16 protein-coding genes are annotated in these 15059 nt (G+C 69.5%); 10 read left to right on the top strand and 6 right to left on the bottom strand.

What is annotated here, in order from left to right:
• Window positions 1-1068 (top strand): AMP-binding protein (locus VF106_RS05265; protein WP_330838407.1); only part of this gene is annotated, 1068 nt, incomplete at its 5' end.
• 45 nt (window positions 1069-1113) lie between these two features.
• On the opposite strand, the gene VF106_RS05260 is transcribed toward VF106_RS05265, so the two are convergent.
• Window positions 1114-1641, bottom strand: a complete 528-nt coding sequence (locus VF106_RS05260; RefSeq protein ID WP_330838406.1) for a DUF6193 family natural product biosynthesis protein — start codon at window positions 1639-1641, stop codon at window positions 1114-1116.
• Window positions 1642-1814: 173 nt separating this feature from the next.
• Window positions 1815-2321 (bottom strand): hypothetical protein, encoded by a 507-nt coding sequence (locus VF106_RS05255; protein ID WP_330838405.1) that lies wholly within the window; start codon window positions 2319-2321, stop codon window positions 1815-1817.
• Window positions 2322-2366: 45 nt separating this feature from the next.
• Here VF106_RS05255 and VF106_RS05250 point away from each other — a divergent pair, with 45 nt between their 5' ends.
• The 5 genes from VF106_RS05250 to VF106_RS05230 all read left to right on the top strand — a co-directional run bounded on the left by VF106_RS05250 (window position 2367) and on the right by VF106_RS05230 (window position 7285).
• Window positions 2367-3086, top strand: a complete 720-nt coding sequence (locus VF106_RS05250; RefSeq protein ID WP_414638868.1) for a VIT1/CCC1 transporter family protein — start codon at window positions 2367-2369, stop codon at window positions 3084-3086.
• 50 nt (window positions 3087-3136) lie between these two features.
• Window positions 3137-4300 (top strand): Na+/H+ antiporter NhaA, encoded by a 1164-nt coding sequence (gene nhaA / locus VF106_RS05245; RefSeq protein WP_330838403.1) that lies wholly within the window; start codon window positions 3137-3139, stop codon window positions 4298-4300.
• A 46-nt stretch (window positions 4301-4346) separates the two neighbouring features.
• Window positions 4347-4853 (top strand): phage holin family protein, encoded by a 507-nt coding sequence (locus VF106_RS05240; RefSeq protein WP_330838402.1) that lies wholly within the window; start codon window positions 4347-4349, stop codon window positions 4851-4853.
• Between the two features lie 20 nt (window positions 4854-4873).
• Window positions 4874-5809, top strand: a complete 936-nt coding sequence (locus VF106_RS05235; protein ID WP_330838412.1) for an alpha/beta fold hydrolase — start codon at window positions 4874-4876, stop codon at window positions 5807-5809.
• Window positions 5810-5899: 90 nt separating this feature from the next.
• Complete coding sequence (locus VF106_RS05230; protein ID WP_330838401.1) at window positions 5900-7285, top strand: alpha/beta hydrolase; 1386 nt, start codon at window positions 5900-5902, stop codon at window positions 7283-7285.
• Here VF106_RS05230 and VF106_RS05225 read toward each other — a convergent pair.
• Genes VF106_RS05225 through nth form a run of 4 tightly spaced genes read right to left on the bottom strand, consistent with a single transcriptional unit; the run spans window position 7282 to window position 10451 of the window.
• The gene (locus VF106_RS05225) at window positions 7282-8466 is read right to left on the bottom strand and encodes a MarP family serine protease (RefSeq protein WP_330838400.1); all 1185 of its coding nucleotides are present in this window, start codon (window positions 8464-8466) and stop codon (window positions 7282-7284) included. The two genes, VF106_RS05230 and VF106_RS05225, sit on opposite strands and share 4 nt — an antisense overlap.
• A gap of 20 nt (window positions 8467-8486) precedes the next feature.
• The gene (locus VF106_RS05220; RefSeq protein ID WP_330838399.1) at window positions 8487-9161 is read right to left on the bottom strand and encodes an NUDIX hydrolase; all 675 of its coding nucleotides are present in this window, start codon (window positions 9159-9161) and stop codon (window positions 8487-8489) included.
• A complete protein-coding gene (locus tag VF106_RS05215) occupies window positions 9154-9729 on the bottom strand; it encodes a TlpA disulfide reductase family protein (RefSeq protein WP_330838398.1) in 576 nt (191 codons plus the stop codon). Before VF106_RS05215 ends, VF106_RS05220 begins: the two co-directional genes overlap by 8 nt.
• 11 nt (window positions 9730-9740) lie before the next feature.
• Window positions 9741-10451: an endonuclease III gene (gene nth, locus VF106_RS05210; protein WP_330838397.1), complete on the bottom strand. Its 711-nt coding sequence runs from the start codon at window positions 10449-10451 to the stop codon at window positions 9741-9743.
• A 174-nt stretch (window positions 10452-10625) separates the two neighbouring features.
• On the opposite strand from nth, the gene VF106_RS05205 reads away from it, so the two are divergent.
• The 4 genes from VF106_RS05205 to dnaN all read left to right on the top strand — a co-directional run bounded on the left by VF106_RS05205 (window position 10626) and on the right by dnaN (window position 14942).
• A complete protein-coding gene (locus tag VF106_RS05205; RefSeq protein WP_330838396.1) occupies window positions 10626-10916 on the top strand; it encodes a hypothetical protein in 291 nt (96 codons plus the stop codon).
• Window positions 10917-11062: 146 nt separating this feature from the next.
• Window positions 11063-11737, top strand: a complete 675-nt coding sequence (locus tag VF106_RS05200; RefSeq protein WP_133908086.1) for a Crp/Fnr family transcriptional regulator — start codon at window positions 11063-11065, stop codon at window positions 11735-11737.
• Between the two features lie 838 nt (window positions 11738-12575).
• A complete protein-coding gene (locus tag VF106_RS05195) occupies window positions 12576-13808 on the top strand; it encodes an MFS transporter (protein WP_330838395.1) in 1233 nt (410 codons plus the stop codon).
• Between the two features lie 39 nt (window positions 13809-13847).
• Window positions 13848-14942 (top strand): DNA polymerase III subunit beta, encoded by a 1095-nt coding sequence (gene dnaN, locus VF106_RS05190; RefSeq protein ID WP_330838394.1) that lies wholly within the window; start codon window positions 13848-13850, stop codon window positions 14940-14942.
• Window positions 14943-15059 lie beyond the last annotated feature (117 nt).

Here is a 15059-nt window from a genome sequence, read left to right as displayed (position 1 = left end):
TTCTGGACGGCGGCCGACGTGGGCTGGGTGACCGGCCACAGCTACATCGTCTACGGGCCGCTGGCGAACCGGGCGACGAGCGTCATGTACGAGGGGACGCCGGAGACGCCGCACCGGGGCCGCTGGTTCGAGCTCATCGAGAAGTACCGGGTCACCATCCTGTACACCGCACCGACGGTGATCCGCACTTTCATGAAGTGGGGCGAGGACGTGCCGGCCGGCTTCGACCTGACCTCGCTGCGGTTGCTCGGCTCGGTGGGCGAGCCGATCAACCCCGAGGCCTGGCTCTGGTACCACGAGCACATCGGCGGCGGCCGCTGCCCGATCATGGACACCTGGTGGCAGACCGAGACCGGCGCCCACATGCTCACCCCGCTGCCCGGCGTCACGAGCCTCGTGCCCGGGTCGGCCCAGCACCCGTTCCCCGGCATCTCCGCGAAGGTCGTCGACGACGAGGGCAACGAGCTGCGCGACGACTCCACCGGCCTGCTCGTCCTCACCGAGCCGTGGCCGTCGATGCTGCGCACCATCTGGGGCGACGACGACCGCTACGTCGACACGTACTGGTCGCGCTTCGGCACGAGCGTCTACTTCGCCGGGGACGGCGCCAAGAAGGACGCCGACGGCAACATCTGGCTGCTCGGCCGGGTGGACGACGTCATGAACGTGTCCGGCCACCGCATCTCCACGACCGAGGTGGAGTCGTCGCTGGTCGGGCACCCGACGGTCGCCGAGGCCGCGGTCGTCGGCGCCAGCGACCCCACGACCGGCCAGGGCATCGTGGCGTTCGTGATCCTGCGCGGCGGCGTGGCGGAGGACGAGGCCAAGGGCGAGGAGGCGATCAAAGCGCTGCGCGACCACGTGGCGAAGGAGATCGGCCCGATCGCCAAGCCGCGGCAGATCATGGTGGTGCCGGAGCTGCCGAAGACCCGCTCGGGCAAGATCATGCGCCGCCTGCTGCGCGACGTGGCGGAGAACCGCCAGATCGGCGACGTGACCACGCTGGCGGACTCGTCGGTCATGGACCTGATCTCCGCGGGACTGCAGGGCAAGGGCTCGGACGAGTAAGCAGTGCACTGAAAAGGGGGCCGTTCACGGGACGGCCCCCTTATTTCAGTCGTGCAGCATGGTCAAGGCGAGTCGGACACTGGTGGACGCGTCGCCGGTGCCCATCTCGCGGCGAGCGGGCACCACCACGCGATAGATGCCGTCTCCCAGCGGAATCACACACAGGTCGAACGCATCGACGGGCTGGATCGTCGGCCGAAACCGGAGCGTGAGGTGGGATGTGAAGGGGTACAGCGCGCGAAGCCTCGGTTCCCGCGCGGCGGCAACGATGAACGGGCCCAGCTCCACCATGTGCGGGGGCAGCGGATCAGTGAGGTATCGCCGCCATCTGAACTCGGTGGCCTCGCCCCTTTCGACTGCCTCGGCCCAGTCGCTGCACTTGACGAAGGGCCACGTCGCGTTGAGCTGTCGCACCGTTGCACCCGTCAACCAGACATGAGCCGCCCCGGCGACCGCCCGCATCTCGGCGGTGCTGCCTTTGGTGAGCATGACGTCCTGTGCCCAGAACTGCATGATGAACACACGTTTCTCAATGCCCATGACGATGTCGACACCGCGGTCGCCCTTCCGCACGTCCGCACCGACACGACGCCAGCCAGGCGATCCCGGAACACGTGCGGTCAGATCATGACCAGCGCGGTCGAACTCGACCTGCAACGCCGCCCGCAGACTGGGTAGCCGGGCGACATCCGGGTAGAGCGTCCAGTCCACGGATTCCAGCGTACGGAGACAGTCCGCGCCACGGGTCAGCGCTGTGGACCGGGCGGACCCCAGTTCTGCGGCGGGTACTGCTGCTGGGGCGGAAATTGCGGCGGTGGCCCCTGAGGCGGGAACTGCTGCTGCGGTGCGTACTGCTGCTGCGGCGGGTAGCCCGGCGGGGTGGCCTGCGGCGGGTAACCGGACGGGGTCGCCTGCGGCTGTTGGCCGGGCGGGACGGGACCGACGTCGGGCTGCGCGCGGCGCCGGCGGCGGACACGCATGATGCCGATGATCCCGCCGATGGTCAGCAGGGCGCCGACACCCACCATGGCCCAGCGGCCCCCCGATTCGAAGAAGCGCCGGCTCGCGTCGTGGGACTCCTTCATCTCCTCGTACGTCTTCGTGTCGACCGTGCTGCCGGCGCGGGTCTCCTCGCACACGTCCCCAGGGCCCATGATCTCGCTGCCGCATCTGATCGTGTTGTCTCGCGCGGCGGTCGACGCGATGGACAACAGGACAATACCGACGACCAGCGCGAATACCCATTTCTTCACAGTGAACCCCCGACCAGATGTGACAACTATGGTCATAGTGCCACACTGTTGAATGATGGCGTGTCGCACCCTCACGAGCCGCATCACGCGAGCCTTGGTGAACGGTTGAACTGGTTACGTGCCGGCGTGCTCGGCGCCAACGACGGCATCGTGTCCGTGGCCGGCGTGACGGTCGGCGTGGCCGGGGCGACCGCGGACCGGTCCGCCATCCTCATCGCCGGGGTGGCCAGCCTGGTCGCGGGTGCGCTGTCCATGGCCGGTGGTGAGTACGTCTCCGTCTCCACCCAGCGGGACACCGAGCAGGCCGCGCTCAACCTCGAACGGTACGAACTCGAGACCATGCCCGAGGAGGAAGAGAAGGAGCTGGCCGACATCTACGAGGAGAAGGGCCTCTCCCCCGAACTGGCCGCCGAGGTCGCGCGTGAGCTGACCGCGAACGACCCTCTCGAGGCACACGCCGAGGCGGAGCTGGGCATCGATCCCGACGAGCTGACCAGCCCCTGGCACGCGGCATGGGCCTCGCTCGTCGCGTTCACCGTCGGCGGGATCCTCCCGCTTCTCGCGATCACGCTGCCCGGGGTCAGCGTGCGGGTCTGGGCCTGCGCGGGCGCCGTCGTCGTCGGGCTCGTGCTCACCGGAGTGATCAGCGCGCGGCTCGGCAACGCGCACGTGGGTCGCGCGGTGATCCGCAACGTCGGGGTCGGTGCGCTGACGATGCTGGTCACGTACTTCGTCGGTCTGTTGTTCGGGGTCACCACCGGTTAGGATCAACTCGGCGTGCCGGGAAGTCTGGTCGGCGGACTCGAAGGAGACCTGTGACCGAGTTCGGCCGCTATCTGCGTACGGAAACCGTTGGCGGTTTCATCCTTCTCGCTGCCACCGCGCTCGCGCTGCTCGCCGCGAACGGGCCGTGGGCGGACGCCTACCAGACGCTCCGCGACACCGCGGTCGGTCCGCACGTCCTCCATCTCGACCTGACCGTCGGCGAGTGGGCCAAGGACGGGCTCCTCGCGCTGTTCTTCTTCGTCGCGGGTCTCGAGCTCAAGCGTGAGCTGGTGATCGGCGAGCTGTCGCACCTCAAGAACGCCCTGCTGCCGGTGATCGCGGCCATCGGTGGCATGGTGGTGCCGGCCGTGATCGCGGCGGGCATCGGCTGGGGCGACCCACGCATGGCACAGGCCTGGGCCATCCCCGTCGCCACCGACATCGCGTTCGCGCTCGGCGTGCTGGCGCTCGCCGCCTCCGGGCTGCCCAGCAGCGCCCGACTGTTCCTGCTCAGCCTCGCGGTCGTCGACGACCTCGGCGCCATCCTGCTGATCGCGATCCTGTTCACCGGCTCGTTCGACCTGCTGGCCGCCGCCGCGACGGTCGTGCTGCTCGCGCTGTACTGGTTCCTCCAGCACAAGCGCGTCCACACGCCGTGGCTGTACGTCCCAGTCGCCGTCGCGACCTGGGTGGCCATGCACGCGTCCGGCGTGCACGCCACCATCGCGGGGGTCGCCCTCGCGCTGCTCACGCGGGTGCGGACGGACCCTGGCGAGGACGAGTCGCCGTGCCTGCGGCTCGAGCACCGGCTGCAGCCGTGGTCGGCGGGGCTCGCCGTGCCCGTGTTCGCGTTCTTCGCCGCCGGTATCCCGGTCAGCCTGAACGTCTTCGGCGAGCTGTTCACCGACCGGCTCGCGCTCGCCGTGCTGGTGGGACTGGTGGTCGGCAAGCTCGTCGGGATCGCCGGGTCGGCGCTGCTCGCGGTGCGGCTCGGCGTCGCGCGGCTCCCAGAAGGCCTCGGTCGCCGGGACCTGGTCGCGGTCGCGATGCTCGGCGGAGTGGGGTTCACGGTCAGCCTGCTGATCACGGAACTGTCGCTGGACGGCGCGGACATGGCGCTCGCGAAGGGCGCGGTGCTCGCCGCGTCGTTGATCGCCTCACTGCTCGCCGCCGCCCTCCTGTTGCGCAGAAGCAAAGCCCGTTCGGCGGGTTGACCCCGCCCGGCCAGCCTCTTCGAGTTGAACATGGCACGATGTCGCCGTGACCAGTGCGCGTGAGAACAGCCACGGAAACGGGTCGGGGCTGCCCAGGGTCCCGTCGATCCCGCTCTCGGACGACACGGGCTCGGCAGCCGACCAGTCGATCGGTGCGCTGGTCAAGGACGCGACCACGCATGTCTCGACGTTGGTCCGCGCCGAGTTCGAGCTGGCGAAGAACGAGCTGGTCGGCGAGGTCAAGAAGGGCGTCACGGGCAGCGTCTACTTCATCGTCGCGCTCGTCCTCGTACTGCTCTTCATCCCGTTCGGACTGGTCGCGATCGCCCTCGGGATCAACGACACCTTCGACTGGGAGGACCACCCGTGGTGGGGCTTCCTGATCGTCTTCTTCCTCGCGTTCCTCGGCGCCGGGGCGCTCGCGTTCCTCGGCATTCGCAAGTTCAAGCGGATCCGCGCGCCGCAGCGGGCGATCGACTCGGCCAAGGACACGATGGCCGCGCTCCGCAGCCGCGGTGACGACGAGCACGAGCTCGAACCCCGCCGCGTCTGAACGGCGGCGTCCTGACCACCATCGTGCGACCCGACCCGTCGACCGTTCGCCTCGACGGGCCCTGGGTGCACCGCGACGTCCACGCGAACGGCATCCGCCTGCACGTCGCCGAGGCCGGCGAAGGCCCGCTGGTCCTGCTGCTGCACGGCTTCACGGGTTTCTGGTGGACGTGGCGCCACCAGCTCGGCGCGCTCGCCGACGCCGGGTACCGGGCGGTCGCGGTCGACCTCCGCGGGTACGGCGACTCGGACAAGCCGCCCCGCGGCTACGACGCGTGGACCCTCGCGGGTGACGTCGGCGGGCTGATCAAGGCGCTCGGCGAACCACGCGCGGACCTCGTCGGGCACGCGTGGGGCGGCATGCTCGCGTGGACGGTGGCGGCGATGCATCCCCGGCTCGTCCGCTCGGTCGGCACAATCGCGTCCGCGCACCCGATGGCCCTGCGCCGCGAGATGTTCCGGACCGCGTTGCGCCGCAAGCCGACCAACCAGTTCCGCGCGCTCAGCCACGTCCTCCGCGCACAGGTCCCGATCGCGCCGGAACGCTGGCTCACGCGAGACGACGCCGCCACCGTGGAAAGGCTCATGCGCCGCCGATCCGGTCCACAATGGACAGAGACGGCGGACTTCGCCAACGCGGTGACCCAGCACCGGTCGGCGATGATGGTCCGCGGCGTGGCTCACAGCGCGCTCGAGTACTACCGCTGGGCGGGCCGCTCCCAGCTGCGTGGCGAAGGCCGGCGGTTCAGCGAGGCCATGCAACGCAAGATAACCGTGCCCGTGCTGCAGATCGCGGGCGCGCTCGACCCGAGTGTCCTCCCCCGCACGCTCGCGGCGTCCGAGAAGTGGGCGACCGGCCCGGTGCGCACCCGCATCCTCGACGGCATCGGCCACTTCCCGCAGCAGGAGGCGCCGGCCGCCACCAACCGCGTCCTCACCGAGTTCCTCACGCGCTAGTTCGGGGCCATCTCAGGGAAATCCCTGAGGTGTCGACACACGCCCCTCGGACATGCTTGCGCTTGCACCGCCCGGCGGAATGGGGGACGGATGAAACGCGCATTGTTCGCGACGGCGCTGACGGTGGGGGCCGTGCTCACTGGCACGGCGACCGCACAGGCGGAAAACCTTGACTGGCAAGCATGTTCGGAGAACCCGGCCGTCCAATGTGGAACGGTCACCGTGCCGATCGACTACGCACAACCGCGTACCGGCACGATCGAGGTGGCGGTCGCCCGCAAGCCGGCGACCGATCCGGCCCGGCGCATCGGCGCGCTGTTCGTCTTGCCAGGCGGTCCCGGCGGATCCGGTGTCGAGGAGATGTTGTACGGCACCGTGCCACCCGAGATCGCGGCCCGGTTCGACCTGGTGAGCTTCGATCCGCGGGGCACCAACCGCAGCAACCCGGTCGTCTGTGACGCGGACCTGCTGGCGCGGATGCCGAGTCTGGTCCCGGAGATGGGCGCGACTCTCGCGTCGGTCAAGCAGTACAGCCGCGCGCTCGGCGACAGCTGCCGCGCGCGGACCGGTCCGCTCATCGACCACGTGGACTCCGTCAGCACCGCCCGGGACATCGACACGATCCGCGCGGCACTCGGCGAGCGGAAGCTCACGCTGTTCGGAGAGTCCTACGGCACCCTGGTGGGCCAGATGTACGCCGAGCAGTTCCCGCACCGCGTGCGTGCACTGGTCCTCGACAGCGTCTTCGACCACAGCCTGTCGTTGTCGCGGTTCGTGCTGTCCGAGGCGAGGACGGGCGAGGACTCGTTCACGGAGTTCGCGAACTGGTGCGCGGCGAACACCGAGTGCGTGCTGCACGGACAGGACGTCCGCCAGGTGTACGGCGACCTGTACGCGAAGGCCCTGCGTGGTGAGCTGTCCATCGGCGGCCCACTGGAGCTGGCGCGGGCCACGACCCGCTTCTTCAACGACCCCCGCTGGCCAGAGGCGGCGGAGTTCCTGCGATCACTCGCCGAGCAGCGGGCGGTCAGGGCCGCCGACGAGGTGGCACCCTTCCCGCTCGCGACCCTGTGCGCGGACCACGTCGTGCGGTTCTCGTCCGAACGGGAGTGGCGGTCGCTGTGGGACCGGCAGAGCACGGTCGCGCCGACCATGCGAACGCACTTCGCCTGGGGCTTCCTGTCGCTGTGCGCGGACTGGCCGGGTGCGGTGGCGAACCCGCAGCACCGCACGGACGCCAGCGGCGCACCACCGATCCTGCTGATGAACGCGCTGCACGACCCGGCCACCGGGTACGAGTGGGCGCAGAACGTGCAGCGGCAGCTCAAGGGGAGCGTGCTGCTGACCTACGACGGCTGGGGCCACGGCGTGGCCAGCCGCTCCGACTGCACGCTCGCCGCGGTCACCGAATACGTCGTGGACCGCCGTCTGCCGCGACCGAACACGCACTGCGCCGCGGTGCCACCTGGTAACTAGGCGGCGCAGGTGCCTGTGGACACCGCGCGGGACAGGCCCGGGGCCGCGTCGACCTCCTCCGCCACCTCGTTGGCGGTGAGAGCGAAGCCGGTCTCGGACTGGTCCGTCGCCGCGCCGAAGATCACGCCGATCACCCGGCCCTGTGTGTCCACGAGCGGACCACCCGAGTTGCCGCTCTGGACCAGCGCCCGCAGCGTGAACACCTCACGCTGCACCTGGTTCGCGTCGTAGATGTCCGGGCCACGGAGGTTGATCTGGTCACGCACGCGCGCCGGGGACGCCCGGTAGGGCCCGTCCAGCGGGTAGCCGAGCACGATCCCGTCCTGACCGGACTCCGCGGGCTGGGGCGCGAACGGCAACGGCGTCGCGGACAGCCCGGGCACGGCAAGCACGGCGACGTCGGTCTCCGGGTCGTACAGCACGACCCGTGCCTCCAGCTCGCCTCCGTCGGTCTCGACCAGGACCTCGGAGGTGCCGGCGACCACGTGCGCGTTCGTCATCATCCGCTCCGGCGCGATCACGAACCCGGTGCCCTCGAGCGCCCGGGAGCAGGACGGCGCGCGCGCGTGGATCTTCAGCACGCTGGGTCGCACGTTCTGCACGACCGCGCTGTTCTGGAGCGCCGGGTCGGGCGGGGCGACCTCGCGGTTGGGCGTGTTGTCGAACGGGTCGACGACCTCGGGGAAGCCCGACACGTCGAGCAGCCGACGCAGCTCGTCAGGCAGGTCCTGGGCGGCCTGCGGCATGACCTTGTCGACGCCGCCGAGGATCGTCGAGTTGCGGATGGCTGACGCGAGATCAGGCAGTCCACCCACGGTGACCAGCGGCAACGCGATCAGCCACGCGACAACGAACACGACAGCGCCCTGCACGACCGCGCCGAGCGCATTGTCCACACCGGCCAGCTTCGGCGACTTGATCTTCTGGCGGAGGCTGCGACCGAGCCACACTCCGAGCGTCTCCCCCAGCGCGACGAGCAGCACGAAGATCGCCACGGCGAACGCGACTCTGGTGGGCGTCGACTCGATGTACTTGACGACGAGCGGCGCGATCTTGATGCCTGCGATCGCGCCGAGCAGCACCCCGAGGAACGCCGGCAGTGCCGTGATCACGCCCTGTCGTGCCCCCGAGATCGCGGCCAGGATCGCGAGCAGAATCACGACCAGGTCGACCCAGTTCACCCGTACAAACCTCCCCGCCGTTAGCTCACTGAACGCCACGCGGCGTCAAGGTCGCGTATGACCGAACCGTCCCAGGGCTCTTCCCAGCCGCCGAGTTGCAGCAGCAGGGTCAGCAGGGCGGCTGTGAAGCCCCAGACCAGCATTCCCGGCAACGCGAACGCGGGACCGAGGAACCCAGATGGATGTCTGCATGTGAAACGGTTGTCCGGCTTGACCAGTTCAGCGATCGGGACGCGCGCCACGGCCGCGCTCTCGGCCGGGTCCACCGCCCACACGCGACTCGGCTGCTCCCAGTGCGCGATCACCGGGGTGACCTGGAAGCCGGACACGGGGATACCGAGCTCGGGCAGCAACGCGATCGGACGCACCCCGGACGGGTCGAGCCCCGTCTCCTCGACGGCCTCCCGCAGTGCGGTCGCCACCGGGCCGTCGTCCCCCGGCTCGCTGGCGCCGCCGGGGAACGCGACCTGGCCGGAGTGCGCGCCACCGCCATCGGCCCGCAGCTGTAGCAGCACGTCCGGGCCCCTGGTCTCGTGCTCACCGAACAGGATCAGCACGGCCGCGTCGCGGGCGTTCTGCTGCGGCGGTGACACACGGCGGAACAGGTTCGGGTCCAGGCCGCTGGTGGCCTCGACGACAGGCCGTAACCAGGCTGGGACGGTCGTGGGGTCGACGAGTGGTCCGCGCTCAGCCATTGGCCACTGCCTGCCTGACCTCGTCGACCGACTCGAACAGCCTCGGGTTCTTGATCAACGTGATGGTTCCGTCTGCCTTGACCAGGTAGGACGCCGGGAGGGCTACCCCGCGCAGCTTCTTCCTGGTCAGGCCGTCCTCATCGAGCAGTGCCGGTAGCTTCACGTGCAGCGCGGTGAGCAGCTCGAGCGCGTCGGCAGACCGTGACTCGACACCAAGCGTGACGACCTTGATCGCGCCGGGCTCCTTGGCGTACTCGGCGAGGATCGGCAACTCGGTCTTGCAGGGCTCGCACCAGGTGGCCCACATGTTGACCAGCACGGGACCGCTCAGCGCGGTCGCGACGTCGAGTGGCCTGCCGTCCGCGAGGCACTCGGCGGTGATCCCGCGCAGGTCAGCGGGGCCCTGACCTCCCGGCTCGCAGGCGGGCAGAGCCGCTTCGGCACGGGCCTTGGTCAGGTCCGGGGCGCTCTGGGTGGTCTCCTCCGTCGGTGGGACCGGCTCGGAGCGCGGCCAGATGGCGACGACGCCGGCGATCATGAGGATCACCGCCGCAATGGCCCATCGCACCCCATACCTCACTAGACGCGCCCCGGCTTGTACCCGTTGCGGACCTTCTCGGCCAGGTCGAGCAGCTGCGGCGCCTCGGGTCCCTTGACCAGCTTGGCCGCGAGCTCGAACTCGACGGGCCCGGTCCCGAACGAAGGGCAGTCCTTCGCGAGCACGCACGCGCCACAGGCAGGTTTACGGCTGTGGCAGACGCGGCGGCCGTGGAAGATCACCCAGTGGGACAGCATCGTCCAGTCCTTCTTGGGGATCAGATCGCCGATCTCGTGCTCGACCTTGACCGGATCGTCCTCTTTGGTCCATTCCCAGCGCCGGACCAGCCGGCCGAAGTGCGTGTCGACCGTGATTCCTGGCACACCGAACGCGTTGCCGAGGATGACGTTCGCGGTCTTGCGGCCGACGCCGGGCAGCGTGACCAGGTCTTCGAGCTTGTTCGGCACCTCGCCGCCAAACCGTTCCACGAGCGCGGTGCCCAGACCGATCAGCGAGCTCGTCTTGTTCCGGAAGAAGCCCGTGGGCCGGATCAGCTCCTCCAGCTCCATCCGGTCGGCACCGGCGTAGTCGGCGGCCGTGCGGTACCGCTTGAACAAGGCGGGCGTGGTCAGGTTGACCCGCGCGTCGGTGCTCTGGGCGGACAGGATCGTGGCGACCGCGAGCTCGAGCGGGTTGGTGAAGTCGAGCTCGCAGTGCGCGTCGGGAAACGCCTCGGCCAGCACCCGGGTCATCCGGCGGGCACGTCGGACCAGCGCGGTGGGCGGCGTTTTGACAGACTCGTCCTGGGGTAGCTGTCGGCTGGCAGGCGGCACCCCGTTAGCCTACGGGCCGCTGTACAACCCGATCGGTGCCCTGGACGTCTACCTGGTGAGTCCCCCGACCGACCTGAGCGAGGAACACACACTATGGCTGTCTGGTTCGTGTTCGCCGTCCCGATCATCGTGATGGTTTTCGCCCTGTTCATGGAGCGCGTCGAGACCCGGTTGAGGCCGGGCGCGGTACGCGAGGACGAGGTCGAGGCGTTCCTGGACAACCCGAGGCCGGACGAGGTCCGCGCGCTCTACGGACACGGCATCGGCCGCGCGCTGGAGCTGTTCCGGCTGCGCAACCGCCGCAGCCGCGCCCGCGCACGCAAGATCATGAACGCACCGACCATGGTGATCCCGGTGCCGCCGCCACTCGATCGGCATCGCTGAAAGCGACACGGGGCGCGAAATCATACCGGTCGACATACCGGGAGTACGCCCTGCGAGGTGATCCACCGCACACGCTCTACACTCCCAAGGGTGATCAGGGCGCCGTTGCCGCTGGTCGCTGCTCATTCTGATTGGGAGGGACGCAGGTGGACGAGACCCTTGCGAGGGCCGGCATCTTCCAGGGTGTCGAACCGGCTGCCGCGGAAGCGCTCGCTCAGACCCTGGAAACGGTCGAGTTCCCGCGCGGGCACGTGATCTTCGCGGAGGGCGAGCCTGGCGACCGTCTGTACATCATCCAGTCGGGCAAGGTGAAGTTAGGCCGCAAGTCTCCGGACGGCCGCGAGAACCTGCTGGGCATCTTCGGCCCGGCGGACATGTTCGGCGAGCTGTCGATCTTCGATCCTGGCCCACGCACCTCCACCGCGACAACCGTCACGGAGGTCGTGGCCAGGACGATGGACCGTCCGGCCCTGCGGCAGTGGATAGCCACCCGGCCCGAGATAGCCGAGCAGCTGTTGCGGGTGATAGCCCGCCGGCTTCGCAGGACCAACGGCATGCTGGCGGACCTGATCTTCACCGACGTGCCCGGTCGCGTGGCCAAGGCCCTGCTCCAGTTCGCCCAGCGGTTCGGCAGCCAGGAGGCCGGCCTGCTGCGCGTCATGCACGACCTCACCCAGGAGGAGATCGCCCAGTACGTGGGCGCCTCCCGCGAAACGGTCAACAAGGCCCTGGCCGACTTCGCACACCGCGGCTGGCTACGCCTCGAGGGCAAGAGCGTGCTCATCCTCGACCCCGAGCGCCTCGCCCGCCGCGCCCGGTAGCGCCGTTACACCGAAGGGCCTGCGACAGGTGCTCGCGGGCCCTTCGTGCTGCGCTGGCCCGCTCGGCGGGTGCGGCGTTCGCCGTACCCGGCTCCGCAGGTATCAAGGCTTGGGGGCGTTGAGCGTCCTGAGGGTGCCTTCAGGCATCCCGGCGGGCCTGGGCCGGGCTAGCTCGGCGTCCTGAGGATGCCCATCGAAACGCTCAGGTCCTGAGGGTGCCCCTCAGGTCATCAGGACCCATCGCAGGCGCTGCCCTCCCGGCTCGATCGGCCCGGTCCATCAGGTGTGGGGGGCTTGGCCTCCGGCCCCCGGGTTCCACGCTACGGCATCGCACCGACACGGACGGCGACTCAACCCCACCCTGGGGACAACCTGTGGACAACTCCTCAACCTGTGGACAACTCGCCCCGGAACGATCTTGCCGACCTCTCGCTGTCGACCCTCCCCGGTAGGCTGGCAACCGGGGGCCGGAGGCCAAACCCACAGCTCAGAGAGCCTCGCGGCGTAGCGGAGTTTTCAGACGCAGCAGAGGAGCCGGGCGCCGCCCCCGACGCGGCGCACCGGCTCCTCGCTTGCGTGAACCATCCCCCGACGGCCCACGCTCCCCGCCCTCCGAACCATTAGGCCCCGACCCATGTCTGTCGGAGGGAGCTTGTTCAGTTCAACGCCCTCCCGCCCCGGATCGTTACCGGTCAGCGGGAGAAATCTGTCCTTCTTCATATGGGAGGACTCACTTGACTACCCAGGCGTTGTACGACGCGAACGTGTCGTAACCAAACCGTGATCAACAGGGGAAATAACTGGTACATCCGTACCAAAGTTTGCGACACTGGTACGCGTGTCCAACTCCGCCAGCCTCGCCGACCTCCGCGCCGCGCTGACCACGTCCGGCGCACGCACGCCTGTCCTCATGTCCTTGCTGGCCAGGATGCCGATCGCGATGGTCGGTCTCGCCCTGCTGCTGTACGTGCAGCGCGAGACCGACTCGTTCACGATCGCCGGCTTCGTCTCCGCCGGCTCACTCATCGGCGTCGCCATGGGCGCGGTCGCGCAGGGCCGGATCATGGACCGCCTCGGCCCGACGCGGCCGATGATCACCACCACGGCACTGTTCGTGGCGGCGGTCGTCGCCGAGATCGCCGCGATCGAGACCGCGCAGCCAGCCCCGGTCCTCGTCGTGCTCGGCTGGTTCATCGGGCTCACCGAGCCGATGATCGGCTCCGCGTCCCGTGCACTGTGGACACACATCGTCCCGGCGGGCCCGGTCCGCAACGCCGCGTTCGCCTACGAGGCGATCAGCCTCGAGGTCTTCTTCATCCTCGGCCCGGCGCTCGCGGGTGTCCTGGCCGCGGCGCCGTGGCCGGGCACGGGCCTCGTGATCAGCGCGGTGTGCATGACGACCGGTGCGGTGGGCTTCGCGCTCACCAAGGTCGTCCGCACCGTCGAGCCCGCACCCAGCACCGGCGCCACACTGCTCGGCGCGCTCGCGACCCCGGGCATGCGCACGGTCGCGCTCGCCGCGCTCGGGTTCGGCACGACCATCGGGTTCGTCGAGGTCGCGGTCCCCGCGGCCGCGACCAAGGCCGGGCACCCGGCACTGGGTGGCGTGATGCTCGCCGTGTGGTCGCTGACCTCGGTGTTCTTCGGTGTGTACTACGCCGCCCGCCCGTGGCCACGCCGGATGAGCCTGCGATTGCCGTTCCTGCTCGGCGTGTTCGCGCTACTCATCGCGCCGTTGGCGATCCCGTCGAGCCTGCTCGGTCTCGCGCTCCTGTCGCTCGTCGCCGGCATGTGGATCACCCCGCAGGCCACGACCCACTCAACCGCGATCGACATCGTCGCCCCACCTGGTACGGCGACGGAGGCGTTCGGCTGGGTCGTCACGTCGGTGACGCTCGGCCTGGCCACGGGCCAGTCGATCAGCGGTTACCTGGTGGAACACGTCGGCGTGTGGTCTTCGTTCCTGGCCGCCAGCGCCGCCGGTGTCGTGATCGCCGTGCTGGTGTGGCTGCGCCGGAACACGATCACCGAACGGTCGTCGCAGCACACGGAACTCGCCACCGTCACCTAGCCCCGCCGATTGTCGGTGCCCGGGTCTACCTTCTCCACCATGGACCTCACCGTCACCACCACAGAACTGGCCAGCGCCGCATCGGCCCTGGTCAAGCTGGTTCCTGGCAAGCTGGTCGACCCGGTGCTGTCCGGGCTGCTGCTCACCGCGTCGGCCTCTGGCGTCACGCTCGCCGCCAACGACCGCGAGCGCGCGGCCCGGGTCGAGCGCGCCGCGGTCGTGCACACCGAGGGCCGCGTGCTGGTGCCGGCGAAGCCGCTCGCGGACACGTTACGGGCGCTGGAGCAGGAACAGGTCCGGCTGGTCGTCGAGGGCAGCAAGCTCGCGATCCGCGCGCCGGGCGCCCGGTACGCACTGCCACTGCTCGACGCGGACGTGCACCCGGGCGTCGGCGCGGCGCCGCAGGTCGCGGGTGCCGTGGACGGTGGCCTGTTCGCCTCCGCACTGGCCACGACGGTGCTGGCGGCGTCGCGGGACGACGCGCTACCCATGTTCACCGGCGTCCGAGTCCGGTCGGAGGACGACCGTCTGATCATGGTCGCGACGGACCGGTACCAGATGGCGCTCGCGTCACTGCCGTGGTCACCGGCGGGTCCTCCGGTCGACGCACTGGTGCCGGCCAGCCTGCTGAGCGAACTGGCGAAGCAGCTCCCACCCACTCAGGTCACGGTGTACGTGGACCGCGACCGCTTCGCCCTGGGCTGGGACGGCGCCCTGACCACCACAGCGGTACTGGACGGCTCGTTCCTGCACGAGTCCAAGATCCATCTGTCCGATGTGGACACCACGGTGACACTGGACGCCGACGCTCTCGCAGGCGCGGTCCGCCGAGTCGGCCTGTACACCGACGCACGCGGCGTCCTTCTGGTGGAGATCGGCGACAGCGAGATCCGCGTACGCGCCGCCGACCAACGAGCCGGCGAAGCGGAGGAAACCGTCAAGGCCACCATCGACGGCGGCCGGACAGGCCAGGCCTACCAGTCCCGCTTCCTCACGGACGCGCTCCGCTGCTTCCACGGCCAGCAGATCCGAATGGAAATCCAACCCGGCATGCGAGCAACGGTCTTCTCGGCGGTGGAGCCAACCGAGCCCGCGGTCCGCTACGTGGTGATGCCGATGTTGCCTCCGAAATAACTGAACAATCCGCGATCACGGGCCATCCCCCAGCGGGTTCGACACGGCGCAGTCAACGCGGTGACGAGCCTGGCCAGTCACCGCCCCCAGGCCATGTGACCTTGGGAAGCGATGATT

Source organism: Actinophytocola sp., assembly GCF_036378875.1.
Taxonomy (GTDB): Bacteria; Actinomycetota; Actinomycetes; order Mycobacteriales; family Pseudonocardiaceae; genus Actinophytocola.
This window is presented reverse-complemented; position numbering and strand designations above follow the sequence as displayed.